This is a genomic window from Paenibacillus sp. FSL M7-0134, from assembly GCF_038007865.1.
GTDB classification, from domain to species: domain Bacteria; phylum Bacillota; class Bacilli; order Paenibacillales; family Paenibacillaceae; genus Paenibacillus; species Paenibacillus polymyxa_B.
Genome location: NZ_JBBOXV010000001.1, coordinates 2,845,149 through 2,871,002, shown reverse-complemented (window position 1 = coordinate 2,871,002; position 25,854 = coordinate 2,845,149). Strand labels below are relative to the sequence as shown.

23 protein-coding genes are annotated in these 25,854 nt (G+C 47.7%); 1 reads left to right on the top strand and 22 read right to left on the bottom strand.

Annotation, left to right across the window (positions count from 1 at the left end):
• Positions 1-78 precede the first annotated feature (78 nt).
• From NSQ58_RS12750 to NSQ58_RS12735, 4 genes are all read right to left on the bottom strand, one after another.
• Positions 79-366: a stage VI sporulation protein F gene (locus NSQ58_RS12750; RefSeq protein WP_013310877.1), complete on the bottom strand. Its 288-nt coding sequence runs from the start codon at positions 364-366 to the stop codon at positions 79-81.
• Positions 367-476: 110 nt separating this feature from the next.
• Positions 477-2,525 (bottom strand): ATP-dependent DNA helicase RecG, encoded by a 2,049-nt coding sequence (gene recG / locus NSQ58_RS12745; RefSeq protein ID WP_069080003.1) that lies wholly within the window; start codon positions 2,523-2,525, stop codon positions 477-479.
• Between the two features lies 1 nt (position 2,526).
• Positions 2,527-3,396 carry a DegV family protein gene (locus NSQ58_RS12740; RefSeq protein ID WP_316243917.1) on the bottom strand — a complete coding sequence of 290 codons (870 nt, stop codon included), beginning with the start codon at positions 3,394-3,396 and terminating at the stop codon, positions 2,527-2,529.
• 49 nt (positions 3,397-3,445) lie between these two features.
• Complete coding sequence (locus NSQ58_RS12735) at positions 3,446-5,230, bottom strand: DAK2 domain-containing protein (RefSeq protein ID WP_076159465.1); 1,785 nt, start codon at positions 5,228-5,230, stop codon at positions 3,446-3,448.
• Between the two features lie 509 nt (positions 5,231-5,739).
• Between NSQ58_RS12735 and rpmB the strand changes: the two genes are divergently transcribed.
• Positions 5,740-5,928 carry a 50S ribosomal protein L28 gene (rpmB, locus tag NSQ58_RS12730; protein WP_013310881.1) on the top strand — a complete coding sequence of 63 codons (189 nt, stop codon included), beginning with the start codon at positions 5,740-5,742 and terminating at the stop codon, positions 5,926-5,928.
• 224 nt (positions 5,929-6,152) lie between these two features.
• On the opposite strand, the gene spoVM is transcribed toward rpmB, so the two are convergent.
• From spoVM to dapF, 18 genes are all read right to left on the bottom strand, one after another.
• Positions 6,153-6,233: a stage V sporulation protein SpoVM gene (gene spoVM / locus NSQ58_RS12725; protein WP_010345573.1), complete on the bottom strand. Its 81-nt coding sequence runs from the start codon at positions 6,231-6,233 to the stop codon at positions 6,153-6,155.
• Positions 6,234-6,623: 390 nt separating this feature from the next.
• A complete protein-coding gene (gene rpe, locus NSQ58_RS12720) occupies positions 6,624-7,292 on the bottom strand; it encodes a ribulose-phosphate 3-epimerase (RefSeq protein WP_023989299.1) in 669 nt (222 codons plus the stop codon).
• Positions 7,293-7,296: 4 nt separating this feature from the next.
• Positions 7,297-8,214, bottom strand: coding sequence for a ribosome small subunit-dependent GTPase A (rsgA, locus tag NSQ58_RS12715; protein ID WP_023989300.1), 918 nt, complete (start codon positions 8,212-8,214; stop codon positions 7,297-7,299).
• 73 nt (positions 8,215-8,287) lie between these two features.
• Positions 8,288-10,558 carry a Stk1 family PASTA domain-containing Ser/Thr kinase gene (gene pknB, locus NSQ58_RS12710; RefSeq protein WP_071558518.1) on the bottom strand — a complete coding sequence of 757 codons (2,271 nt, stop codon included), beginning with the start codon at positions 10,556-10,558 and terminating at the stop codon, positions 8,288-8,290.
• Positions 10,555-11,331 (bottom strand): Stp1/IreP family PP2C-type Ser/Thr phosphatase, encoded by a 777-nt coding sequence (locus NSQ58_RS12705; protein WP_025723490.1) that lies wholly within the window; start codon positions 11,329-11,331, stop codon positions 10,555-10,557. Before NSQ58_RS12705 ends, pknB begins: the two co-directional genes overlap by 4 nt.
• Positions 11,332-11,337: 6 nt before the next feature.
• A complete protein-coding gene (gene rlmN / locus NSQ58_RS12700; protein WP_013310887.1) occupies positions 11,338-12,378 on the bottom strand; it encodes a 23S rRNA (adenine(2503)-C(2))-methyltransferase RlmN in 1,041 nt (346 codons plus the stop codon).
• Positions 12,379-12,565: 187 nt separating this feature from the next.
• The gene (gene rsmB / locus NSQ58_RS12695) at positions 12,566-13,981 is read right to left on the bottom strand and encodes a 16S rRNA (cytosine(967)-C(5))-methyltransferase RsmB (RefSeq protein ID WP_076264817.1); all 1,416 of its coding nucleotides are present in this window, start codon (positions 13,979-13,981) and stop codon (positions 12,566-12,568) included.
• Positions 13,978-14,937, bottom strand: a complete 960-nt coding sequence (gene fmt, locus NSQ58_RS12690) for a methionyl-tRNA formyltransferase (RefSeq protein WP_028540562.1) — start codon at positions 14,935-14,937, stop codon at positions 13,978-13,980. The genes rsmB and fmt overlap by 4 nt, the downstream gene beginning before the upstream one ends.
• Before the next feature lie 6 nt (positions 14,938-14,943).
• Entirely contained in the window at positions 14,944-15,441 is a 498-nt protein-coding gene (def, locus tag NSQ58_RS12685; protein ID WP_013310890.1) for a peptide deformylase, read from the bottom strand.
• Positions 15,442-15,573: 132 nt separating this feature from the next.
• Positions 15,574-18,150 (bottom strand): primosomal protein N', encoded by a 2,577-nt coding sequence (gene priA / locus NSQ58_RS12680; RefSeq protein ID WP_028540561.1) that lies wholly within the window; start codon positions 18,148-18,150, stop codon positions 15,574-15,576.
• Positions 18,150-19,454: a bifunctional phosphopantothenoylcysteine decarboxylase/phosphopantothenate--cysteine ligase CoaBC gene (coaBC, locus tag NSQ58_RS12675; protein WP_316243918.1), complete on the bottom strand. Its 1,305-nt coding sequence runs from the start codon at positions 19,452-19,454 to the stop codon at positions 18,150-18,152. The genes priA and coaBC overlap by 1 nt, the downstream gene beginning before the upstream one ends.
• 90 nt (positions 19,455-19,544) lie before the next feature.
• A complete protein-coding gene (rpoZ, locus tag NSQ58_RS12670) occupies positions 19,545-19,748 on the bottom strand; it encodes a DNA-directed RNA polymerase subunit omega (RefSeq protein WP_013310893.1) in 204 nt (67 codons plus the stop codon).
• Positions 19,749-19,870: 122 nt separating this feature from the next.
• Entirely contained in the window at positions 19,871-20,443 is a 573-nt protein-coding gene (gmk, locus tag NSQ58_RS12665; protein ID WP_013310894.1) for a guanylate kinase, read from the bottom strand.
• 14 nt (positions 20,444-20,457) lie between these two features.
• Complete coding sequence (gene remA, locus NSQ58_RS12660; RefSeq protein WP_005548256.1) at positions 20,458-20,718, bottom strand: extracellular matrix/biofilm regulator RemA; 261 nt, start codon at positions 20,716-20,718, stop codon at positions 20,458-20,460.
• 56 nt (positions 20,719-20,774) lie between these two features.
• Positions 20,775-21,662, bottom strand: a complete 888-nt coding sequence (locus NSQ58_RS12655) for a YicC/YloC family endoribonuclease (RefSeq protein ID WP_013310895.1) — start codon at positions 21,660-21,662, stop codon at positions 20,775-20,777.
• A 35-nt stretch (positions 21,663-21,697) separates the two neighbouring features.
• On the bottom strand, positions 21,698-23,584 hold the full coding sequence (locus NSQ58_RS12650; RefSeq protein ID WP_028540559.1) for a bifunctional homocysteine S-methyltransferase/methylenetetrahydrofolate reductase: 1,887 nt from the start codon (positions 23,582-23,584) through the stop codon (positions 21,698-21,700).
• Between the two features lie 155 nt (positions 23,585-23,739).
• Complete coding sequence (locus tag NSQ58_RS12645) at positions 23,740-24,765, bottom strand: hypothetical protein (RefSeq protein WP_023989310.1); 1,026 nt, start codon at positions 24,763-24,765, stop codon at positions 23,740-23,742.
• Between the two features lie 207 nt (positions 24,766-24,972).
• Positions 24,973-25,806 carry a diaminopimelate epimerase gene (gene dapF, locus NSQ58_RS12640; protein ID WP_076264816.1) on the bottom strand — a complete coding sequence of 278 codons (834 nt, stop codon included), beginning with the start codon at positions 25,804-25,806 and terminating at the stop codon, positions 24,973-24,975.
• Positions 25,807-25,854 lie beyond the last annotated feature (48 nt).

Below are 25,854 nucleotides of genomic sequence, written 5' to 3'. Positions count from 1 at the left end.
ATATCAGGCAATCCTTTTTTCATCTGTGCTTCACAAAAAAACATGGAGAGCGCTTTGAAGCACCTCTTCAAATAGCAATCAACGGAACATTCCCCACAGCTTGATTAGATGGAATGTATTGGACGGATCAATTTTTTGTGCCAATACGAAGGCGGTCAATTGCTCCTCCTGCGCAGCTGTCAAACGCTCGTTTAAAATAGCAGAAGTGGACTTCACAAGATGACGCACCTTAGCTTTATTTTGCAGGTCCGCTTTAGTCACACCTTCAATCTGCTGCTTAACCCGCTCCTTGAGCGCACGATTCTTCATTTTCAACTTAATCCGCTCCACCAGTTGCGGACTGATTCCATATTGCTGATAGCTCAATGTTGCCACACCTCCCATATCATTCGGTCATTCCCAAATATATGACGGCCAGCCTGTCCATTGTGCCTATCTGTTTAAAACGTTTAGAACAACCTCATGATTCATGTGGATTAGTCGATGAGATCCCCCTGGAAAATCTGTTCTTTTTGCAAATAACCGCGCAGTGCTTCATACTGCGGAGATGTCCAAAAGGACGAATCCTTAATCAGATCGGTTGCATCCTCCCGCGCCTTTTCCAGCACCTCAAAATCCGCTACCATATCTGCTAAACGAAACTCGGGTAGCCCACTCTGCTTGGTGCCAAAAAAGTCACCCGGCCCTCTCAAATCCAGATCGCGTCTAGCCACCTCAAAACCATCGTCCGTATCGGTCATAACCTTCATCCGCTCCTGACCAACCTCCGACTTAGGATCAGCGATCAGTACACAATACGAGGCATGTGCTCCCCGTCCGACACGTCCACGTAATTGATGTAACTGGGACAGCCCAAAACGATCCGCGTCCATAATGATCATTAGCGTCGCATTGGGAACGTCTACCCCCACCTCCACAACCGTCGTTGAAACGAGTAACTGAACCTCATTCGCATAGAAAGAACGCATAACTTCTTCCTTTTCTGCGGGAGTCATTCGTCCATGTAATAGCCCAACGCGGTAATGTGGAAAAGCCTGTTGCATTTGAATATGCAAATCGATGGCATTCTGTACGTCCAGCTTCTCCGACTCTTCAATCAACGGGCAAATCAGATAAGCCTGCCGTCCCTGATCTACCTCGCGGGAAATAAAACCAAGTACCCGATCCATCAGTTCGTGCTTCACCCAATAGGTGGAAATTGGAATACGCCCCTTCGGCCGCTCTGACAACGTAGAAACATCCATATCGCCAAACGCAGTGATGGCCAGCGTACGGGGGATCGGTGTGGCCGTCATCGTCAGCACATCGGGATTATAGCCTTTGCGACGCAGTACACTACGCTGATTCACTCCGAATCTATGCTGCTCATCCGTTACAACAAGCCCAAGCTGGCGAAAATATACATCCTCCTGAATGAGAGCATGGGTGCCTACTACAATGTCCAGCAGACCCATTTGGAGAGCAGCTAGGAGCTCCTTACGCTTCTTCCCGGTTGTACTCCCAGTCAATAGGCCCACACTGATTCCAAAGGGCTCAAACAGCTTGTGAAGCGATCGCATATGCTGCTCGGCCAATATTTCGGTTGGCACCATCAGCGCTCCCTGAAAACCGGAACGTACTGTGGCAAATAAACCGATGGCAGCAACAACTGTTTTACCTGACCCAACATCTCCCTGAAGCAGACGGTTCATACAATAAGGTGAGCGTAGATCGTGCAGTATTTCAAGCTCTACCTTCTTCTGTGCATCCGTTAATTCAAAAGGCAAAGCCCTTACAAATTCACGAATCGTGGCGTTATCCACCGTATGTACCACCCCGTCCGCTCGACCACGATTTAACGCCCGGAATGCCTGCATTTTCAGCTGAAATAAAAATAGCTCCTCATACACCATCCGCCGACGAGCCTCTTGCCCCTCGCGGTTGTCCTGAGGCTGGTGTATACCCGCAATAGCCTGCTTGCGCGGCATCATACTATATTTACGCACAAGCAACTCAGGCAATATTTCGGGGATCATTTCACCAAACTGCTGGAGTGTCTGGCTCATTGTTTTTCGCATCCAGCTTTGCGTAATCTTGCCGCCTATAGAGTACACCGGTTGAAGTGTCCCCGAGCGGGCTACTCCTTTATCAGGAAACTCAGAATCTGCAACAGTCATCTGCATCCGTTTGAGATCCCATTTACCAGTCACCACAATTTCACGACCAGAGGTTAGCTGCTCCTTCATGAAATGCCGATTAAACCACGTCGCGGTAAACATCCAATCCTCGGCCATCAATTTACAAGTCAACCTTGATTTGCGCCCGTAACGCTGAAGCACCGGAATGCCCATAATTTTGGCCTGTACTGTAATCTTATCTCCATCCTTCACTTCGCTTAGCGAGCGCAGTCGGTAATCTTCATACCGAAACGGATAATATTCCAGCATGTCCTGTACGTTAGAAATGCCAAAAGCGTGAAGCTCTCCCTCTTTGAGAGCACTCACGCCATGTATTTGTTTTAAAGGTATTTGATCCAATTGCAGCATATTACCTCTCATCTCCGGCCGGCCATACAAAAATGCCAATCGTTCCTGGCCCTACATGGGTCCCAATCACAGCGCCAAGTTCAGTATATATTCGATCTCCCAGCTCAAAATGCTCTGCCAGCTGAGCCACGAACGCTTCTGCCGCTGAGCGATCTGCCGTATGACCCACAGCAATATTAATTTTTTGGCCTTTTAAATCCCGCTCCAGTAGTTCAATTATACGTGCTGTCGCTTTTTTATGCCCTCTCGCCTTATCAACCGAATAAATAGTGCCTTCTTTGTCAATCGAAAGAATCGGCTTAATGTTAAGTAACGTACCAACCATTGCCGCTGCCTTGCCAATACGTCCGCCTTTTTGTAAGTATTCCAGGGTATCCACCAGGAAATACAAACGACGGCGCTCCCCACGACGTTCCACAGCCCGAGCGATATCAGCCGGGGAATGCCCGGCAGCCGCCAGCTCTGCCGCATAAACCACTAGCATGCCGTATCCGTATGAAGCTGATTTGGAATCCACCACAGTCACTCTATGTTCATGCTTCTCCAGCATGGATTTGCCCAGCAGAGCAGACTGATACGTTCCGCTCACACCCGAGGATAAATGGATAGAGATAACCTGGCTCTCGGGGTATTGCTCCAACAGCGTCGTGTATGTCTCCAAAAAACGGGCTGGTGAAGGCTGTGATGTCGTAGGTAGCTCATCAGCCCGTACTAGTTCGCTGTAAAACTGCGACGCTGACATCTCAATGCCGTCCAGGTAAGCTGTGCTGCCGAACATCACTGTCAATGGTACAACAACTATACCGAGACGGTCTGCTAATTCCGGTGGAATATCAGCCGTGCTATCCGTCAAAATGATGGTACTCCTCATCAGTCAGACCTCCTTTTGTTGTGGACTTCCATGGGCGTGCTAAAGCACATCAGGTTTCCACTGAGAACAAATAAGGATAAATCGGCTGACCACCTTCATGAACTTCCACTTCAGCATCCGCATAATTTTCTTTAAGCCATGCAACAAGCTGATCTGTGTCTTCTTGATTCGCGTCTGAACCTGTGAGAATCGTAACAATTTCATCGCCATTCACCAGCATTTTCGCTAGCAAAAGACGGGACGTTGCCATTAAGTGTTCCTCGGTCGCTACAATTTTGGAATCCTGAATACCGATGTAATGCCCGGCTGTAATATGCAGGTCATCCAGTGTCGTATCCCGTACCGCGTAGGTCACTTGCCCAGACTTCACCCGGGTGACTGCGTCACGCATATTGTCCTGATTTACCTGAAAAGCCTCTTCCTCCTGGAAGGCAAATGCTGCCGCAATGCCCTGAGGAATTGTTTTGCTCGGAATAACCGACACCATACGTTCCATCTCTAGCAGTTCACGTGCTTGTTCTGCCGCCAAAATAATATTGGAATTATTCGGAAGAATAAAAATATGTTGAGCCGCAATCGAGCGCGCCGCATTAACGAAGTCCTCTGTGCTCGGATTCATTGTCTGGCCGCCAGAAAGGACAACATCGACGCCTAAACTTCTGAAAATATCAGCAATTCCTTCACCGGAAGCCACAGCTATAAAACCAAAGGATGCCAGTTCATGAGCGGGGGGCTCAGACGGCTCTTCCTCACGTGCAGGCTCTGTTGGTATTTCAGCAAACCACTCAGGCTCAGGAGCAACATCCATACCCGCAGACAACAAATCACGATGCTGCTCGCGCATATTTAAAATACGAATCTGTGTAATTTCTCCGTAGCGCAGTGCCAAATTCAGCACTTCACCAGGAGCCTTAGAATGCACGTGAACCTTGATGACATCATCGTCTGAAATTACGATAATAGAATCACCATCTACTGCTAACGCTTTCCGGAAGGCTTCCTCATCAAAATCGGTACCTTGCGCTTCGCCCAATTGTCGATTAATAAAAAACTCCATATCATACAAAAATTCAATATTATCCGTTTCGAGCTTCGCTTGCGCAGAAATCGGCGCATCTGGGGAAGGAACAACTGCAGTAGCAGTAGGTCTCTCCGATACGTGAGGAGCAAAAACCGTGCGTACATTATCACTTTTTGCAGTTGAAGACGTCACCAAGCCGCTTCCAAGATGCTGCATAAAACCTTCATAAATGTACACAAGACCTTGCCCACCCGAATCTACAACTCCTACTTGCTTCAATACAGGGAGCATGTCCTGCGTCATGGCAAGCGTTTCCTTCGCTTTGGCAAGCACTTCTTCCATCAGTTCCGTGATGTCGTTCGTCCGGCGCGAGAAAAACACAGCATGCCTGGCCGCTTCCTTCGCCACGGTAAGAATTGTACCCTCCACCGGCTTAACAACCGCCTTGTAGGCCGCATCCACCCCGCTCTGCAATGCCGATGCGAACTGAAGGGTATTCAATTCCTCGTATGGGGCAGCGTAACGGCTGAAGCCACGAAACAACTGAGACAGGATAACCCCTGAATTGCCGCGGGCTCCCATCAGCAAACCTTTGGATAATATGCCGGACATGACACCGATGGAGGAAGAGTCCCCCCTCTTTAATTCCGTTACGCCCGCGCTCATCGTCAAATTCATGTTGGTTCCCGTATCACCGTCTGGCACTGGGAATACATTTAGTGAATTGACATGTTCCGCATGCTGCTGTAATTGTTCCGCCCCGGCTAAAACCATTGCGGTAAAATCTGTTCCATTCAAAGAACGATTACTCAAGAGAATTCCCCTTCCTAGCTTAATACACTTGTTTTACTATCAACCTTCACAACACCTTATTCAACTGTGCGTACAGGTTCAATTGAATTATACTAAAGCCAGACGACGAATACGAATATCACACTTTCGTAAGCTCTTGTACTCACGTCTGGTCGTTCTTCTACAGGTCATATAAAATGAAAAACCAGTCAACTGCCTAACAATAAATCATCGGCTGGAATGATGACTATAGTCCCGCCTCTGAACTGCCGGCATGACTGGAATAAGAATTCACATTCCATTTTAATACAAAATAATCGCAGCAATAACTATCCCATATTGTACTATAATGCGAAAGAGAAATAAATAAAGTTTTTGAATCAGTTGACGGAGCTTTTTTGACTATGATATTATATTTAAGTATTGTTTTGTTCAGGTTAGTGACTTACAAAGTCCGGCTGACCCAGTCGGCCTGAAGAGAGACCCGTTCCGTATGGAATTTGGTTATTTTCAGAATAGGAGGTGGAATCATGTCTCGTAAATGTTCTGTAACAGGCAAAAAGCCTGGCAGCGGTAACCACGTATCTCACGCTAACAACCGTAATCGCCGTACTTGGGGCGTCAACGTACAAAAAGTTCGCATTCTCGTTAACGGTAAACCGAAACGCGTTTATGTCAGCACTCGTGCATTGAAAGCCGGTAAAGTGACTCGCGTGTAGTCGTAAAAAAATATCGTTATAAGCAAAAGGCACCTCGTTTTAAACGGGTGCTTTTTTGGTTATTCGAAAAGTAATATCCATCTGGTTCAGGAGAACAAAATGTCAGGCACCTTCCCGTGCGTTCCTATCTTTTACTGCCGAGCTACCTATCTGTTGTGCCCGGGAAGCATGCCCTGTGTACCTCCAGCTTTCATCCTACATCCTGTGTTTACATTACGTTGAATTCAGTTTTTCTGGAATGTATTCAAAATGGCTTTAACGAATCCACCCAGAAATTTTGGCAGCTTGATTGTGTAAAACTTCATGCCTCACCCTCCCCATCATCCTCCTGCATCCGTTCTCTGTAGTTTATGCAACCTGTCAAGGGTTGTTGCCCCACAAAAAAAGGCTACATGAGAATCCCGCTCATGTAACCATATTTATGCACAACCATCCCAGGCTATACCATCAGACAAGTCCGCGAATATAGAGATATGCTGAGAGTATGAAAATAAACAGGATATAATAAAGTACGCTGCACACTACAAAACCTATTCGTAAACCACGCCGTTCATTTTTCCGAAAATAAAACAGTACAATTAGAACAGCCAAAAGTGAAAGAACAGCATTCCAAGGAGCCTTCACTAGCGAGAAACAGCTAAGGGTCAACCCCGTCGCCATGCTCGCTACAGTCATCCACAATGCTTCGGTCAGCTTCACTTGGACAAACGTGCTGCACTGTCCCGAATCGCAGCTATAGCCGCAGCGCGGTCTGCTCTGCCAAATACCGCACTCCCAGCCACCAGCACGTCAGCCCCCGCTTCAAATACGGCTGGTGCCGTCTCCTCCGCAATACCTCCGTCTACCTCGATATGTACGTCTGGACGACCCAGTTCGTTCAACCAAGCACGGATTTGTCTGATTTTATTTAACGTCTCTGGAATGAAGGACTGACCTCCAAAGCCAGGATTGACCGTCATCACCAGAATCATATCCACATTTGGCAGCACTTCCTTGATCGCGTATGGTGAAGTACCCGGATTGAGAGCCACTCCAGCCAGAGCGCCTTGCTGCTTGATCAAGTGAAGGACACCATGCAAATGAACACAGGCCTCAGCATGAACAGTGATGATGTTGGCTCCTGCTTTTACGAAATCGCCAATATAGCGTTCAGGATGCTCAATCATCAGATGAACATCTAAGGGAAGAGTCGTATGCGGACGAATAGCCTGAACGATAGGTGGGCCCAGTGTAATATTGGATACAAAATGTCCATCCATTACATCCACATGAATCCAGTCTGCCCCTCCTGCCTCAGCTTCCGCAACTTCACTGCCCAAGCGAGCAAAATCAGCGGATAAAATCGACGGTGCTATTTTTAACATATACTCAGTACCTCCGCTTTTTTTCTTTTAATTCCTGATAGAACTGCAAATAGCTATCATATCGTCCCTGTGAAATATGGCCTTCTTCCAGGGCCTCTCTTACTTTACAGCTAGGCTCGTGAATATGGGTACACCCCCGAAATTTACATCCTTCCGCATACTGCTGGAATTCACGAAAACAGGGAGATAACTCATCCACACCTAGCTCCAGAAAATCCAGCTGGCTAAACCCCGGTGTATCTGCTACAAACCCTCCGTTGTCTAGAGGAATCAGCTCCACATGACGAGTTGTATGTTTTCCTCGGCCCAGCTTATTGCTTATGGCGCTCGTCTCCAGCGTTAACCCAGGCTCCAGAGCATTAAGCATGGAAGACTTTCCTACACCTGACTGCCCGGAAAACACGCTGATTTGACCAGCCAACAGCTTCTTAAGCTCAGCCGTCCCTTCTCCGGTACGGGCACTGGTTACCAGCACCTCATAACCGATCTTCCGGTACATTTCCTGAACGGCCAGCACGGTGTCATCCTCTGAAGGACTGCCTTCATACAAATCGCGCTTAGTCAGACAGATAATCGTATCCAGTCCGGCGTGCTCAATATGGACTAAAAATTTGTCCAGTAAAGGCAGGTTTAAATCCGGCTCACGCAAGGAAAACAGTAGCACGGCTAGCGTGGTATTAGCTACTGGAGGACGAATTAGCTCTGTCGTACGCTTTCTAATCTCCTCGACCATACCTTCCCCGTTCTCAGTCAGTTCGTAAACGACCCGATCACCGACAAGAGGCGTAATCTCTTTTTTCTTAAAAATGCCGCGTGCTCTGCATTGTACTGTAGCTTCGCCAGATACCGGACGCCCATCCTGATCCAGGCTGGAGACATAATAATATCCGCTAAGCGCCTTGACGATCAGACCTTCAGGCATGTGTAAGATGTCCTCCTTCATAATGTTCAAGTTTCATTGCGTATAACAGGTTGAGCATCTTCCTATTGCAAGTTTACTGATGCTGAACAGCCTCAATCACTTTTTCCTTCTTTGCGTGGCCTGGGTTGTTTTTATGACTAACCGCCAACTCACTGCGCGTACTCCCCGTGGAATTCGTTCCAGGAACAAAGGCGGAAGGGTCACCATTACCTCCTGTGCCCTCCTGATTGTTCGAGTCGCCTCCACTATTGCCAGTATCATTAGAAGATCCCCCGCTATCACCTTCCTCGCCGTTTCCACTTCCATTCTGCGAGGAAGTACCATCAGGTGTATCCGTTGGTGAAGTTCCAGCAGGCGGAGCAATTTGGGGCATCGTCACCGTTCCATTTTTCGCCTCAATATAAGAGACTGGATACGTATCAATAAAGTCACCATCTCTAAATACTGAGACAACACTGTCTTTGTTCGGAGCCATTAGCAGATTGATAGTGAACATCTGTGTCGTATTAATCGTACGGCTTCCCCATTCCTGATTTTCTCCACGCGCATCCGTATAAGTGATACGAATTTTGCTGTTTTTGCCCTCTTCCTTCGGCGCAACAGGCACATTAAATGGTAGTGTAATAGCTTCTGGCGGGTAACCCGTGCTTACATAAAACGTAATTTCCGTATTTGGTGGCAACTCACTGCCTGCCTCTGACGGCCACTGTTTGGTTACTCTTCCTTTTTCCTGCTCATAGCTAAATTCTTCTTTAATCGAGCCAACCTTCAGCCCTGCCTTTTTAACCTCATTTTCTGCTTGGTTCTGCGTCTTCCCTACCAGGCTTGGCATTTTCACAGTATCAGCGCCCTTGCTGACTGTGAGCACAACCTGGACTGAGTCCTTATCAAATGGCTCATTTGCAGCGGGTGTCTGACTAAGGACGGTCCCCGCGGCCTGATCACTGAACTGCTCATTTTGCTGAATCTGCGTCTCCTTAATTTGCTGGGCGGTCAGCAGCTTAACAGCATTCTCGTAGCTTTGGCCTTTGACATCCGGCATCGGAGTGAGCGGCTTGGCAATCCCGACTTTCAGACTAATCTTGGTTCCTTCCTTGACTAAAGAATCTGCAGGATAGCTTTGATAAAATACAACTCCTGGCGCGATTCCCTCTTTGTATTCATGCTGTATTGGCTCCTCAATGAGTAATCCCGCTTTACTGAGATTAACCTTCGCTTGGTCTTCTGTTTGTGTCAATACACCTGGTACTTTTACCTCAGGCACGACAAGTACACTTTGCACATAGTACACCACTCCGCCCATGCACAGAAGTAACACCAACACTAGTGTTACCCACAAGATCGCTTTTTTTCTATTATTTTTGGACGATTGCTTGCTCGGAAGCTGTTCAGACTCACGCGGTTGAACAGGTACATCATCGCCACTAGAAGACATCCCTAATTGTTGAGGCTTAATAGCCGGAATAACCCGTGTTTGATCCTCATCATCCAAATGTGTAAACTCCAGCTTGGATTCATTACGCCGTCCCGGCAGCAAACAGGTTTCCAGATCTTTTAGCATTTCGTCTGCCGATTGATAACGCTCTTCTGGATTTTTGCGCATGGATTTTAGAATGACATTTTCCACACTTTGCGGAATCAACGGATTAATTTTACGTGGTTCCTCAAATTCCTCTTGCAAATGCTTGAGCGCTACACTAATTGGACTTTCTCCCAGGAAAGGGAGCTGCGCTGTCAGCATTTGATATAAGACAATACCTAAAGAATATAAGTCCGATTTTTCGCCGGTGACGACACCCTTTGCATGCTCAGGTGAAAAATAATGAACAGAACCCACAACAGAACCCGTCTGGGTAATGGTCGTTGACGTAACAGCTCTAGCAATCCCAAAATCAGTTACCTTAACCCGTCCATTACGTCCAATTAATATATTATGAGGCTTAATGTCTCGGTGAATGATCTGATTTTGATGGGCATGCTCCAGCGCATCACAAATCTGGGAAGCAATCCGTACTGCTTCATCCACTTGCAATGGTGCACGTTCTTTAATAATCTCATTCAAATTTTTACCTTCGATGCACTCCATTACAATATAATGGATTTCATCCTCTTGGCCGACATCATAAATACTGACCACATTCGAATGCGAAAGCGAGGCCGCAGACTGCGCCTCACGCCGAAATCGGCGAATAAATTCCTCATCATGAACAAATTGCTGGCGCAACACTTTAACTGCGACATTGCGATTCAGCAAAATGTCTTGAGCCTTATACACCAGCGCCATACCGCCGCCACCGATACGCTCAATAATTTCGTATCTTCCCCCTAGCAGGTGCCCGATCATGCGTCACACCCCTTTTCACTCAATGAAACCGTGTCGTCGGGCAATTCAAACAAAGCTACAGTAATGTTATCGTCTCCTCCGGCAAGCAACGCCAGATGTAGCAGACGATCCGCGCGCTCCTCCAAAGGATTCTCTGCGGCACCTACTACTTTGCTGATTTGTTCTTCCGTTACCAGATTGCTTAATCCGTCGCTACACAGTAACAGTACATCGCCTTTTTCCAGCGCAATGGAGTCAATATCCACTTTCACCTCGGAATCAGTGCCCAGCGCCCGTGTCAGTACATTGCGACGAGGATGGTTCTCCCGTTCTTCCTTACTGATCTGACCGTTTTTGAACAGCTCATTAACCAAAGTATGGTCTTCTGTAAGCTGACGTACCGCTCCTTTAGAAATGACATAGGCACGACTGTCACCGATATGTCCGATAATTCCGGATGCGTCGTTTAATAAAACCGCAACAACTGTCGTTCCCATATTATGATACTTTTCATCGCGTGCAGCCGTCTGGAAGATGACTTCATTGGCATGCAAAATAGCGTCGCTGAGCGCCGCCGTCAAAGAATGTGCGGATAATCCGCTCTCCAGCGTCGCCAAATCAGCGGCAAGTGTCTCTACCGCAAGGCGGCTGGCCGTATCACCGGCCAAATGCCCCCCCATACCATCGGCAACAATCCCAAGGATATAGCCTTGCTCCAAGTGCCTGATCCAGGCAGAATCCTCATTCACCGAACGTACACGTCCGACATGGCTGACATGAACTGTTTTGATCAAATGGTTTCACCCCAACTCCATATGCTTTGCACGCAACTGACCGCAAGCAGCGGCAATATCGTGACCCTGTTCACGCCGGATCGTCACATTGACGCCTTTTTCGGCAAGAATACGTTGGAAATTAAAAATATCACTGCGTGATGTGCGTACATACTTGCGCTCAGGCACATGATTGACTGGAATCAAATTGACGTGACACAGCATGTCCTTTAACACATCCGCTAGCTCTTCAGCATGTTCTGCCTGATCGTTTACCCCACCAATCAGGGCATATTCAAACGAAATTCTCCGCCCCGTCTTAGCAAGATAGTAACGTAGAGAATCCATAACATCCTTAAAGGGATAACGCCGATTTACAGGCATCAGCTTCGAACGAAGCGCATCATTAGGCGCATGAATGGATATTGCCAGATTAATCTGGGTATCCTCGTCGGCAAATTTATAAATATTCGGTACAATACCGCTGGTCGACACTGTGATATGACGTTGACCAATGTTCAGACCTTTTTCATGAACCATTGTACGTAAAAACGTCATGGTCGCTTCATAGTTTTCAAAAGGCTCGCCCGAGCCCATAATCACGATGCTACTCACTCGTTCATTGGTTTTATCCAAAATTTTCTGAGCCTGCACCACCTGTGCAGTAATTTCACCAGCCGTCAGGTTCCGTTTGAGGCCTCCGAGCGTCGAAGCGCAGAAAGTACAACCAATCCGGCAACCCACTTGAGTCGTTACACAAATGCTGTTTCCGTAATTGTGTCTCATAATGACCGTTTCAATGGCATGATCATCGTGCAAACCGAACAGGAATTTTACTGTACCGTCCTTCGATTCCAACTTTGTAATTTCACTAAGCGTCACAAAACTAAATTGCTCCTCAAGCTTCTCTCTCAGCGCCTTGGACAAATTCGTCATCTCGCTGAAATCATTGACTCGCTTCACATACAGCCAGTCAAAAATTTGTCCTCCACGAAAAGCAGGCTCGCCATTGTTCTTGGCCCAGTCCTGAAGCTCCTCCAGAGTTAAATCATATATAAAAGGTTTCATCAATGTTTGCACCCGTTCCTTCTTCATTAAGTTCTGTTTGATCGCAGATAGTATTTTTCATTCTTCCTATTTTAGCACAAATCCCTGAGGGGGTAAAAATTTTTCGTCTTCATGCAAAAAACCGCCGGAAATGTTCCGGCGGAATGTGGAAATACTGGTGGAAAGCTGCCTGGAATTCTCTTCCGCGCTATTTCACCCGACGCAGGCGCGCGATATAAAATCCGTCGCTGTGGAAATGCTGCGGTAACAGCTGTACCGAGCCTCCCTGTATACTATCCTTTTCGCGGCTCACGTCCGGGAAGGAATGACCCTCTGCCAATTCATACTCTGGATGTTCGCTTAAAAATTGAGTCAATTGTCCTTCATTTTCGTCCGGTTCAATCGTGCATGTGCTGTATACCAGAATACCACCTGGCTTCAACAGTCCCGCCACACTATCCAGCAGCTCATGCTGAAGCTGTGTAATGTCGCGAACATCCTGCGCAGTTTTGCTCCAACGCAGGTCCGGTTTACGACGAATCACTCCAAAGCCAGAGCATGGCGCATCCAGCAAAATACGGTCAAAAGAAGCTGGAGCATATCGTTCCTTCAGTTCTAGCGCATCACCAGTGACTGTTTCCACGGCATCCAGACCAAGTCGATTAGCCTGTTCACGAATTAATTGATGCTTATGGGCATGCAGATCATTCGCAACTATCCGTCCGTGATCCTTCATCAGCTCAGCCATATGAGCTGTTTTGCCACCTGGAGCGGCACAGCAATCCAGTACCAGCATGCCAGGCTCAGGAGCGACTGCTTCGGCAACGAGCATGGAGCTTTCATCCTGTACGGACAGCAAGCCGTCCGTATACCACGAGGTAAGCGCCATATTTCCACCGCTACGAACAACAATCCCATAGGGACTAACTGCCGAAGGAACGGCATCAAGCCCTTTTGAGTTCATCTCGTCCAGCAGCTGATCACGGCTGATCATTGTCGTATTCACCCGTACGCTGACCGCAGGGGGCTCATTATTAGCCTGACAGATAGCCTCAGCAGTATCTGCACCGTACTGCTTAATCCAGCGCTTAACCAGCCACTGTGGATGGGAATGTTCTAATGAAATCCGTTCCTCCGGTGACAAATTGTCAGGAATACGCAGCTTGTCCGGCTCACGCAGCATGCTGCGGAGCACGCCGTTGACCATACCGGAAATACCCTGATGCCCACGCCGCTTGGCAATGGTCACCGCTTCACTAACGACTGCATGATCCGGAACTCGATCCAGATACACCACCTGATACACACTCATCCGCAGCAACGAACGTACCCAAGCCTGAAGCTTGGCCGTTCCTTTTTGAACAAATTTATTCAAAAAATAATCTAGTGTATTTCGGCGTGCGACTGTACCGTATACAAGTTCCGTCGCCAAACCAGCATCACTTGCAGACAAACCTGCCTGCTGAAGCCGACGATTTAGCTCAAGATTGCTATACGCACCCTCTTGCTCCACACTGGTCAACACATCAAGTGCAACTTCCCGCGCCGTCTGATTGCGAGTCTTGCCGGTTCTGGCACCCACTCCCTTGCCTTGGCCTCCCTGGCGGGAGTGACTCCCGCTCATCCGAGCACCATGCCTGGCTTCATCTGTCCGCCGCGTGCAAAGGTTCCAGCATCCATAACTTTTTTGCCAGCCGGTTGAACCTGAGTCAGCCAGAGAGTTCCTTCGCCTGTCTGCACCTCAATGCCACGAGCGGTCAATTGAAGAACCGTCCCGGGTGCTGGAGCATTTGAGACACTCACTTCATTATTTATGAAAGGCTGCTCAGCAGCCCATATTTTAAAAACATTTCCCTCCCAAAGCGTAAACGCGCCGGAAAAGGGAACAAGGCCGCGAATCCGGTTGTATATCTGCTGTGCATTGTCACTCCACGAAATGCGCTCATCGTCGCGGTTCAGGTTAGGGGCATAGGTAGCCTCGTCCTCATTTTGCGGCGTACGGTCTGATTGGCCTGCCAGCAACTTAGGCAGCTCGTCCTGCAAAAGCTTTGCTCCAGCTACGCTTAACTTCTCAAAAATCGTACCGGAGGTATCCTCCGGCTCTATAGCAACCTCAACTCGCGATATCATATCGCCAGTATCCAGTCCTTCCGCCATATACATCAGCGTCACACCCGTTACGGTCTCACCGTTAATAATCGCACGCTGGATCGGTGCACCTCCCCGATAACGGGGAAGTAACGAACCATGCACATTCAGACAGCCGAACCGAGGCAAGTCTAGTACGGACTTAGGCAAAATTTGCCCATAGGCTGCGGTTACGATCAGATCAGGACGCAGCTCTGCCACCTGGGCCACCGCTTCTGGCTGGCGCAGGCGGGTCGGTTGCAGTACAGGTAATCCGCGTTTTTCTGCCGCTTCCTTGACTGGTGTAGGCGTCAATATTTTTTTTCGTCCCTGTGGCTTATCGGGCTGTGTAATCACACCGACCACGTTATAACCGTTGTCCAGTAACATGTTCAGCGATGGCACTGCAAACTCAGGCGTACCCATAAAGATAATACGAATGTCTTGACTCATCGAACCTCACTCTCCTATCTGACGGTTCGGTCCTGGCTGTTCCAGCGCAACCTCATATACTTTTTCTGCAATATCCGTGAATAAAATTCCATTTAAATGGTCAATTTCATGCTGAAAAGCACGAGAAAGCAATCCTGTCGCTGTAACGGTAATGGCCTTACCCTCGCGGTCCAGTCCCTTGACTGTAACCTTCTCGGCACGACGCACATCCCCGTTCAACCCAGGTATACTCAGGCAGCCTTCAGGACCCAATTCCTCCCCTTCTTCGGCCACGATCTCTGGATTGATCATTTTAATCAATCCATGCTCATCTCCAGCATCTACAACAATGAGACGCTTCAAAATACCTACTTGCGGAGCAGCAAGACCTACTCCCTCCGCTTCATACATCGTATCTGCCATATCGTCGAGCAGCTTTTGCACGTTAGGCGTAATTTTAGTGACTTCCTTTGCTACTTTGTGCAATACGTCATCCGGCTCCAACACTATAATTCTAATTGACATGACAACAGAACACCTTCCTCTTTATGTTTCATTTAGGCTTAACTGTATTCATCACACACGCGACTGCTACATTATCCTATGTACGGACGGCTTGTCCGCATTAATTGTGATAATAACTTTTGTGGCAACACTCTACATAAGCATTTGCGGATCAACATCCAGACTAATCAGCAACTTTTGTGCCTGTGCGGATTCGGCCATTTCATCAGCTACTTGCTGAGCCAAACTAATCGCATCGATATTTCCACGCCATTTTATCATACATTGAAATCGGTATCTATTCTTGATTCTCGAAATGGGTGAAGCTACTGGCCCCAAAATGTCGAGTACATCCGATGTAAGACGATCCATATTCCCGAACCAGCCCCGTTGTCTGGCCCGTCCCTGTAGTGTTGCTGAATAATTCTCAGCCAATCGGACCAGCACCGGGAGTTGTTCATGAGAAAAGGTCACCAAAATAAGACGACAATATGGTGGATAGTGCAAATTGCGGCGGTGTTTCAATTCTTCCCTCACAAAAGAAGCATAATCATGGCGACTTGCGTGAATCACCGAATAATGCTCTGGAGTATAGGATTGTACGAATACTTCCCCCGGCAATTGATGTCTCCCAGCCCGTCCAGCTACTTGTGTTAACAGCTGAAATGTCTTTTCCGCAGCCCGAAAATCCGGTAAATTGAGAGCCGAATCCGCAGTAATGACACCAACCAGTGTCACATCGGGAAAGTCCAGGCCTTTGGCAACCATTTGAGTACCGAGCAGCACGTCCGCTTTTTTATCACGAAATTGCTTGAGAAGCTTTTCGTGGGCATTTTTTTCTGTCGTTGTATCAACATCCATTCGAACAACACGTATACCGGGGAATAGCTTCGCCAGCTCTTCTTCCACTCGCTGGGTACCTGTACCGAAATAACGAATATGCTCACTACCGCACTCAGGGCAAGTCTGAGGCACGGGCTCGGAATAACCACAGTAATGGCAACGTAAATTGTTCGACCGCTGATGATACGTAAGGGAAATATCACAATGCGGACAACCCGCGACATAGCCACAGCTACGGCACATGACGAACGTGGAGTGCCCACGCCGATTCAACAGTAGTACCGTCTGCTCCTTACGCTCTAACCGCTCTGCAATTCCATTATGCAACGCACGGCTGAACATAGAGCGGTTGCCAGCACGCAGTTCCTCACGCATATCCATGATATGTACTTCGGGTAACGTGTTCCCCAATGCGCGAGTTGGCATTTCAAGCAGCAACGGCGCAAACTCGTCGTTGCTTTGTGAGCGAGCCGCATAGTAGCTTTCCAGCGACGGTGTTGCCGAGCCGAGAATAACGACAGCCCCATGCTGATGGGCTCTGCGAATGGCAACATCACGCGCATGGTATTTAGGTGTCTCTTCCTGCTTGTAGGACGTTTCGTGCTCCTCATCCATAATAATAAGACCTAACTCACGAAAAGGCGCAAATACTGCCGAGCGAGCACCAATCGCCACTTTCACACGGCCTTCGCGTATTTTGCGCCACTCATCGTACCGTTCCCCCCCGGACAACCTACTGTGCATCACTGCTACCTGATCGCCAAAGCGGCCTTTAAAACGTTCTACCATTTGTGGGGTTAACGATATTTCAGGTACCAGTACAATGGCCTGACGATTCTGCTCAATACAACGCTGAATCGTCTGTAGATAGATTTCCGTCTTACCGCTCCCTGTGACTCCATGCAACAAATAAGCTCCCTGCTCACGCGTGTCCAGCTGGCGAATAATCCGTTCATATACCGATTGCTGCTCTGCCGTGAGAGGGAGTGGCTCTGTAGGCTTGAAGTGTCTGCCCCGGTATGGGTCGCGGAACACTTCGACATCCTCCAGCAACACGTAGCCCTTATCTTCCAGCGCCTTAACCGTTGCTGCCGATACACTCAGTGAGGTCATGACCTCCTTCAGCGACAGAGGCAGAAACTCGCTACGTTCCAGCAAAAAAGCAAGTACCTCCCGCTGACGCTGCGCTTTGGCAGAAAATTGCTCCAGCGCCGTTGATGCCTCGTCTATGCCGATAGCCAGATCAACGGATTTCATGGTCTTTTTGCCGAGTTTGTCTTTAATAACTTGACTTTCCTGAAGCACACCCCGGCGTAACAGTGATTTAATAACCTCTGCTTCCTCAGGGAAACGTCGACTGAGTTGCTGCAATGGGACTTGCTCCTTCTCCTGAATGAAGCTAACAATCCGACGCTCCGTCGGATCACTCATACCATCGTCGGTCAGAAGTGCCCATTCGAGTTCATCGCCCTGATTCGGTTGTATAGTACGCTGTGGATGCGTTAACTCATGCTGTTCGGCAATTGAGATATAACGTTCTGCTTTGCCCTTGAGCGCGGTAGGAATCATCACTTGCAGTGCCATAATTTGATTACAAGCATAACGTTCGCTCATCCATTTGCCCAGTTCGACTAGGTCGGCAGATAAGGGTGGTACCAAATCCAGTAACTCCTGGATCGCTCTCATCCTGTATTTCGGTGGATCATCAGCTGGGACTACCGAGATGACAAAAGCCTGCACCGTCCGTTTGCCAAATGGCACAGCTACCCGGCTACCCGGCTCAATCCAAGGTCTCATTGAGTCTGGTATCAGATAATCGAAGGTGCGGTCCGTATCCTTGGCAGGTACATCGACAATGACCTTGGCAACTAAATTGCCCGTCTCCATTAATGCAGCACCCCACCCATGCGTCCCGCGGCTATAGTAAGCAACTTACGCGCAACTTCTTCCTTTGACTGTACAGGAATACGCTCTACGATCCCGCTTCGGTCATAAATTTGAACAGCATTCGTATCGACGCCAAAACCAGCACCATTCACAGTTACATCGTTTGCCACGATCAAATCACAATTTTTACGTTCTAATTTATCTATCGCATACGTCTCCAAATGTTCGGTTTCAGCTGCAAAGCCAATTAAAAATTGATGTTTCTTACTCTGTCCGAGTGATTCTAGAATATCGACGTTCTTCACTAGCTCTAGCGTAAATACACTATCTTTTTTCTTGATCTTGGTCTGTGCAATCTCACGTGGTCGATAATCTGCAACTGCAGCAGCCATAACGACCATATCGCTCGTTTCCCATTGCTTTAATACAGCGGCGTACATGTCTTCAGCTGACTGGACTCTTTCAAGCATAATACCAGCAGGCGGTTCCGCGCTGGTATTGGCAGCAATCAAGTGCACCTCTGCACCCATCTCCTGAGCCACTTTTGCAATGGCAAAGCCCATTTTGCCAGATGAATCATTTGTGATATAACGCACTGGATCAATTCGCTCTATCGTGCCTCCAGCCGTTACAATGACTTTTTTGCCTGAAAGCACCGATTCATTCTCATTCACAAGTGACTCAGGCACTTGAGCCTCCATAGATTCGCCACCAAACCATCGTGGTTCAGACTTGATGTTGGTTTTTTGTTCCTGAGCTTGCTGATCAAAAAAGCGCTCTATGGTTTGCACAATTGTGTCCGGCTCTTCCAAACGTCCTTTGCCAACGTAACCGCAAGCCAGTAATCCTTCACCAGGCTCAATCATCTTCACGCCACGTGATACAAGCGTCTCCATATTTTGCATGACTGCCGGATGAGTGTACATATGTACGTTCATCGCAGGGGCCACCATAATAGGCGCTGTTGTAGCCAGCAGCGTTGTAGACAGCATATCATCAGCAAGACCATGCGCCATTTTCCCGATAATATTCGCAGTTGCAGGAGCAACAAGCACCAAATCAGCCGCATCCGCCAGATGAATATGGGATACGACTGACGGCTCTCTTTCATCAAATGTGTCACTGTACACCGGATTACGAGAGAGCGACTGCAACGTAAGTTCGGTAATAAACTCCTTGGCAGAGGCCGTCATAATCACATGAACCTCGGCTCCCTTTTGCGTCAACCTACTGCACAGCGCAGCCCCTTTGTAAGCAGCAATTCCGCCAGTTATACCAAGAATAATAACTTTTCCCTTCAACATCGTTAACTCCCCCTGACCTAAAAAAATAACAACCTTGCGGTTGTCAAAGGAATTGGCATTGCGCCCGGTTATAATAGTTGTGTATAATTCTTACTCGTCTTCGCCGCTTTCAAGACGCAGATGATCCGCGTAAATCTCTTCCAACGCCACTCCAACCTGTTTGTGGGATTTAGGATTCTTGAGAGTCGTCTTTTCACCCTCGCGCAACTGTCTGGCACGACGTGAAGCCGCTACAACCAACGAATACTTACTATCTGCCTTTTTCATCATTTCATCAATGGAAGGATACAGCACGAATAGACACCTCTTCATGTAGTTTTGGGACTGTATAAGCTGAACTCCAGTGTACACCTTCAAGCTCAGCTTATACAGTATTATTTCTCTTTAGGTACGCTTGGCATATGTAAAGCCCTCGTTTAAGGATGAACCTTACAATGTTCGGCGATAATAATGGATTCTATTCGTTTACAAGCGAAATCAATCTCATCATTGACGACCGCATAATCATAGTGACGCAACAAATTCATTTCATCCACAGCTACCGACATACGGTGGTCTATGGTCGCTTGAGTTTCTGTGCCCCGTCCCCGGATTCTATCCTTTAATTCGTCTAGCGAAGGCGGAAGCAGAAAAATGAATATGCCTTCTGGAAATTTTTCTTTAACCTTTAGCGCTCCCTGAACTTCAATCTCCAGAAAAATATCTTTTCCCTGCGCAAGCGTCTGATCTACAAAATCACGTGGAGTACCATAATAGTTCCCTACATACTCAGCATACTCCAGCATTTCATCTCGTTCAATCATACCCAAAAATTCTTCACGCGTTTTAAAAAAATAGGTCACTCCATCCTGTTCGCCTGAACGAGGTGTTCGAGTTGTAGCAGAAACGGAGTATGTTATCTCTGGTAGCTTATCACGCAATGCGTTGCCTACCGTCCCTTTACCGACACCCGAAGGTCCGGATATTACAAATAATAATCCCTTAGCCATAGTACACTCCATTTTTATTCGTCATTGTCATCATCTTTAGTGGATAGGCGATGAGCGACCGTCTCCGGCTGCACCGCAGACAGGATTACATGATCACTGTCTGTAATAATAACAGCCCGCGTCCGGCGGCCATAGGTAGCATCAATTAGCATATGACGGTCCCTGGCTTCCTGTATAATCCGCTTGATCGGAGCAGACTCCGGACTGACGATGGAGATAATTCGGTTGGCCGACACGATATTGCCGAAACCAATATTGATCAATTTGATTGCCATATTCAGGTCTTTCCCCCTATACATGTGACTCTTGCAGCCGTGCCGCTACCAGGTAGCTACTCAATATTTGCAGCCTGCTCACGAATTTTCTCGAGCTCTGCTTTCATCTCAACGACCAAATTAACCAATGTGAGATGATTAGCCTTGGAGCCGATCGTGTTGACTTCCCTGTTCATTTCCTGGATTAAAAAATCTAATTTGCGACCGGCCGGCTCGTCTGACAGCAGCAATCCCTTGCACTGTCCAAAGTGACTTTGAAGCCGGGTAAGTTCCTCATCAATATTGCTGCGATCCGCGAATAACGCAATCTCCATTCCGAACTTATGTTCATCAAGCGTAAATGAACCGTCCTGAAGCTCTTTAAGCCTGTGTTTCAGCCTGTTACGGTAGTCGCTCACAACATGAGGAGCCAGCACCGTCATTTCATGATGCAGGGATTCCAGCCGTAAAATACGGGATTCCACATCTTGCGCCAAATGCCCGCCTTCTCGCCTTCTCATCTCCAGTAAACCTTGCAAAGCTTCATTCAAAGCTCGCTGTAGTTGCTCTTCCCAGTCCTCTTCGTCTCCATGGCAAGCCTCTCCAGGCTCACCCAGAACGTCAGGCAAAGCAAGAATATCGCTTATCCCTAACGTTCCTTTCACTCCATAACGATCCGCCAGCTGCTCCGCTGCATGCAGGTAAGCCTGCACCACAGTGTCATTCAACCGCGCGGCGGGCATCTGTTCTTCATCACGTTCTCTGTGGATGAAGACATCGATACGACCGCGTTTAATCTGCTGTTGAACCGTTCTTCTCAAGCCATCTTCGTAACGAGTCCATTCGCGCGGAATTCTCATCATCACTTCGCAATAGCGGTGATTCACCGATTTCAATTCCAAGCGCACTTTATAGCCCTCATAATGAAGGATGGCTTGACCGTATCCGGTCATACTCAATGACATCGGCATCACATCCATTATACTATTGTAATTGATTATTATAGTCGAAACAAGGGGGCCTGTACGCGGCCTGATTTTTGCCATACGTAAGAAGTCAATTCAGCTGTCATTTCATAGAACATAAATGGAGTCATAAAATAGATACCATTAAAATGTTCCATTGCCGTATCGAGTAACTCCTTGGCAATAGACACGCCCATTGCTCGTCCTTCCGGACCCTCAAGACCAGACATACGTGCACGTACCTCATCGGATAACTGAATGCCTGGCACTTCATTGTGCAAGTATTCTGCATTGCGCCCACTAGCCAGCGGCATAATACCGATAAAAATCGGTACTTCCAAATGTCGTGTCGCTTCCGCGATGGCTGCAATGAGCTCGTGGTCGTAAACGGGCTGAGTCATAACATAATCAGCTCCGGAGGCAATTTTCTTCTCTAATCGCTGCACGGCTTTACCCAAATGCTTGACGTTAGGATTAAATGCGGCACCTACCACAAAATTAGCCTTCTGCTTCAGTGGCTTACCGGAAAATGCAACACCATCATTTAATTGCTTGATCATGCGTATGATTTCAAAAGAGGTCATATCATACACCGAACTGGCGCCTGGCAAATCACCGAACCGCGCCGGATCGCCAGTAACCGCCAGTACATGGTCAATACCGAGCGCGTCAAAACCCATCATGTGGGATTGAGTACCAATCAGATTGCGATCACGACATGCTATATGAATTAATGGGCGCAAACCTGTTTCAATACTGACCAAATGTCCAAGCGCCATGTTGCTCATACGAGTAACTGCAAGCGAGTTGTCAGCCAGTGTAAGTGCGTCGGCCCCGGCTTTCTTCAACGCATGAGCACCTTGCATAAACCTCGTAATGTCCAGATCGCGCGGAGGATCCAGTTCTACAATGACCGTATGTCGTTCCTTAACCAGATCCACAATGTTGGGCTCGCTGGTATGTCTGCCATTTCCTCGTTCCCCTTCATCTGCAATCTGCTCCGCCACTTGAAAAGACTCTTTCGACAGAGCTTCTTTTGAAGCCAGCGGAGGCGGTTGCAAACGGTTCAAAGCTTTTGAGATAGCTGCAATATGGTCCGGTGTAGTTCCGCAGCAACCACCGAGCAGCCTCGTCCCCAGGTCTACAAAGGACTTGGCACATTCTCCAAAATATTCAGGTGATGCACCGTATACATAGTGACCGTCCACATAATCTGCTAGTCCCGCATTCGGATATACGGACAGCGGTACAGACAAAGGGCCATCCAGCTGCTCCATTACACTCATAATTCCCTGCGGACCCGAGTGACAGTTAAATCCAAGGATGTCTGCCCCCTCATTACGCAGCACCGAAAAAGCTTCCGCAACTAAAAAACCATCCTGGGTGCGACCAACCTGATCAACTGCAAACTGACAAATTACCGGAATGTCACTGTATTTACGTACACTGTGAAGCGCAATGCGTATTTCATCCAGTGAATAAAACGTTTCGCACAGAATGCCGTCGACTCCTTCGGAGAGAAGGGCATCAATTTGCTGCTCATAGTTTCTTGCCAGCTCCAGCTTGGATATGTTAAGCCGTTTGCCCCCACATATGGAACCCACCGCACCTACCACATAATGTTCAGGTCCGGCCGCAGCTCTGGCAATTCTCACACCGGCACGATTGATCTCTTCTACCTTAGATTCCAGTCCAAACCGGGCTAACTTATAATCATTTGCAGAAAATGTATTAGTCTCCAGCAATCGAGCTCCTGCACTTAAATATTGACCATGTACGTCTGATATAACGTCAGGCGAAGTGATGTTCAGTTCTTCGAAAGACGTATTTACTGGAAATCCTAGCTGATATAAAAAAGTCCCCATTGCGCCGTCTCCGACAATAATTTCACGATTCAGCACAGTACGCAAATCCGGTTTCATGTCCTCTGCTCCACCCCGCTCTTTATTTTCATACTAATGTAACATAAAGAGACTATAAACATAAGCCAAAAACAAAAAAAGCCGCCCCACTCCCCGACAAAATGATATCAGGAGTGAAACGACTTGATTTATCTTTTCTATTTCCTACTACATTTTCATGGCATTTTCCCATCAGAAGAATGAAGAGAGTAAGCGTAAAAAGTCCCTTTTTTATTCACTTTAGCCACAATAGAATCCGTTCCCTTTTGCTGCTTCGAGAACGTATATTGATTCCCTTGAACTTTCACTTTATAGCCCGACAAATTGATATTAAACAACATTTGAGCCTTGGGCTTGACTAGCTTCAAAGCTTCTGAGGCAGTATATTTCGGGCTTGCAAATGTTTTTTTGAAATCTGCGTCATCATTCCAGTCCACCCCATAGGTGGATACGGCCAGCACTTTACCGGTTACCGCGCTAATTTTGACCTCACTCGCCTCGTTTGCATCCTCGAACGACCAATATGAAAGTCCCTTCGTCTCGTCCTTGTACCGTGAAGCGTGCTGTACCTTGATTCGCTGTCCACTCACACGCTTAAATGTGTTCATTGCACGGTTCAGTAACAAAGGGTCCACCTGCTTCAGCGCATAGTCCGCGTTGATGGTAATAGCGTTACCTCGATCCACATCCACATACAACGAGGAAGCTTGTTCTCCTGCGCCCCAAAATACCCAGTAATTTGAAGGCTTGTTGGACTGATAAGGGGATTTGACCCGCCAGAATGCTTCAAATTGCAAAGGACGCTTGCTGTCAAACGCTTTGGCGCTGTTTAGCACTTTCGTCTTGAGTGGCGCGTTCATCGCCTTTCCTAAGCTGCTTATTTTATATCGTATGGTTGTAGAATCCACTCTGTTTTTTTCTTTATTATATTCTGTCTGCAACGTAGCAGTTCCATCTTCCAGTTCGCCTTCTACAATCCAAGTTTTCCCCATATCTGTCACATCGTCAAATTGAAATGCTGTCTTTGAACCGATGAGTTCTTGCACCGCTTTTTCTAAACGGCTTACCACTGTCGGAGTTAGCGAGCCAACCTGCTTGTCCGTCGTTTCCGCGCCAGCAGGGATGGTCGCCGCCTGAACCGGAAGCGCGGTGGCTACAAATATGAGGACTGCAACTGCTGAAATCCAACGAAATTTCCGCACTATGAACGGCCTCCTTATTGTTTTCTCATTTTCTATATTATACATCGTTCAGGCGCCAAAAAAAGACAGAATGTTGCTTTGTTCATCGTATTCCTTGTATACAGTGGCATGTAAGTCCAAAAAAAGAAGACCTACTAAGGTCCTCTTTTCACTCACTTCTATACGATTCATAGCCCAGTTGCACGCTATTTTTAAAGTTCACATGATTTAGAACAGACGACCTTCGTACACGATCTCAGCCGGGCCCGTCATATATATGTGATTATCGTCCTCGCTCCATTCGATATCCAGATCGCCGCCCTTCAGGCTTACAATGGCGTGGCGGTCGCTGTACCCGTTTAGTACAGAAGCAACAAGTGTAGCACAGGCTCCGGTTCCACAAGCTAGCGTTGGTCCGGCTCCCCTCTCCCATACTCTCATATCTATATGCTTCCGGCTACGTACCGTGGCGAACTCAACATTTGTCTTTTTAGGGAACAGCAGATGGCATTCCAGCTTCGGCCCCCAGGCTTCCAGATCAAAGCTTGGCGCATCCTCCACATAAATGACACAGTGCGGATTCCCCATAGATACAGCCGTAAAACGAAAACCACTTCCGCCAGCTTCAATGGGCTCATTAATTACGCTAGACAGATCCAGTGTAGTTGGAATCTTCAAACCCTCAAGAATCGGCTCTCCCATATCCACCTTCACCATACGAACAAGTCCGTTCTCTACAGTTAGTTCGACCTGCTGTACCCCTGCACCCAGTGTCTCGATCGTGATCTGTTCACGGTTGATGTGCTTACGGTCATATACGTATTTAGCAGCACAACGGATAGCATTACCGCATTGCTCGGCCTCCGAGCCGTCCGAGTTAATGATACGCATGCAGAAATCCGCTTTTTCTGACGGCAATATATATACCAACCCATCGGCACCAACACCAAAATGTCGATCACATAGCCGAACAGCTAATTCCGAGGCGTCAGACGGCAAATCCTGATGCCCAAACCAAACGATAAAATCATTACCTAGACCGTTCATTTTTGTGAATTCCATAGCTTACCTCCGCCGTTGCTGCTGATATCATGTTCCTCATGAAGCTTT

What these genes read in the sequence shown, in the direction of transcription:
- rlmN (WP_013310887.1), bottom strand. Translation starts at nt 12,378, where the DNA reads ATGAAACCTTTTATATATGATTTAACTCTGGAGGAGCTTCAGGACTGG.
- remA (WP_005548256.1), bottom strand. Translation starts at nt 20,718, where the DNA reads ATGGCAATCAAATTGATCAATATTGGTTTCGGCAATATCGTGTCGGCC.
- coaBC (WP_316243918.1), bottom strand. Translation starts at nt 19,454, where the DNA reads ATGTTGAAGGGAAAAGTTATTATTCTTGGTATAACTGGCGGAATTGCT.
- rpe (WP_023989299.1), bottom strand. Translation starts at nt 7,292, where the DNA reads ATGTTAAAAATAGCACCGTCGATTTTATCCGCTGATTTTGCTCGCTTG.
- NSQ58_RS12650 (WP_028540559.1), bottom strand. Translation starts at nt 23,584, where the DNA reads ATGAAACCGGATTTGCGTACTGTGCTGAATCGTGAAATTATTGTCGGA.
- rsgA (WP_023989300.1), bottom strand. Translation starts at nt 8,214, where the DNA reads ATGCCTGAAGGTCTGATCGTCAAGGCGCTTAGCGGATATTATTATGTC.
- pknB (WP_071558518.1), bottom strand. Translation starts at nt 10,558, where the DNA reads ATGATCGGGCACCTGCTAGGGGGAAGATACGAAATTATTGAGCGTATC.
- dapF (WP_076264816.1), bottom strand. Translation starts at nt 25,806, where the DNA reads ATGGAATTCACAAAAATGAACGGTCTAGGTAATGATTTTATCGTTTGG.
- priA (WP_028540561.1), bottom strand. Translation starts at nt 18,150, where the DNA reads ATGGAGACGGGCAATTTAGTTGCCAAGGTCATTGTCGATGTACCTGCC.
- rsmB (WP_076264817.1), bottom strand. Translation starts at nt 13,981, where the DNA reads ATGAGCGGGAGTCACTCCCGCCAGGGAGGCCAAGGCAAGGGAGTGGGT.
- spoVM (WP_010345573.1), bottom strand. Translation starts at nt 6,233, where the DNA reads ATGAAGTTTTACACAATCAAGCTGCCAAAATTTCTGGGTGGATTCGTT.
- fmt (WP_028540562.1), bottom strand. Translation starts at nt 14,937, where the DNA reads ATGAGTCAAGACATTCGTATTATCTTTATGGGTACGCCTGAGTTTGCA.
- rpmB (WP_013310881.1), top strand. Translation starts at nt 5,740, where the DNA reads ATGTCTCGTAAATGTTCTGTAACAGGCAAAAAGCCTGGCAGCGGTAAC.
- gmk (WP_013310894.1), bottom strand. Translation starts at nt 20,443, where the DNA reads ATGGCTAAGGGATTATTATTTGTAATATCCGGACCTTCGGGTGTCGGT.
- def (WP_013310890.1), bottom strand. Translation starts at nt 15,441, where the DNA reads ATGTCAATTAGAATTATAGTGTTGGAGCCGGATGACGTATTGCACAAA.
- NSQ58_RS12740 (WP_316243917.1), bottom strand. Translation starts at nt 3,396, where the DNA reads ATGAGGAGTACCATCATTTTGACGGATAGCACGGCTGATATTCCACCG.
- NSQ58_RS12655 (WP_013310895.1), bottom strand. Translation starts at nt 21,662, where the DNA reads ATGTCATTGAGTATGACCGGATACGGTCAAGCCATCCTTCATTATGAG.
- recG (WP_069080003.1), bottom strand. Translation starts at nt 2,525, where the DNA reads ATGCTGCAATTGGATCAAATACCTTTAAAACAAATACATGGCGTGAGT.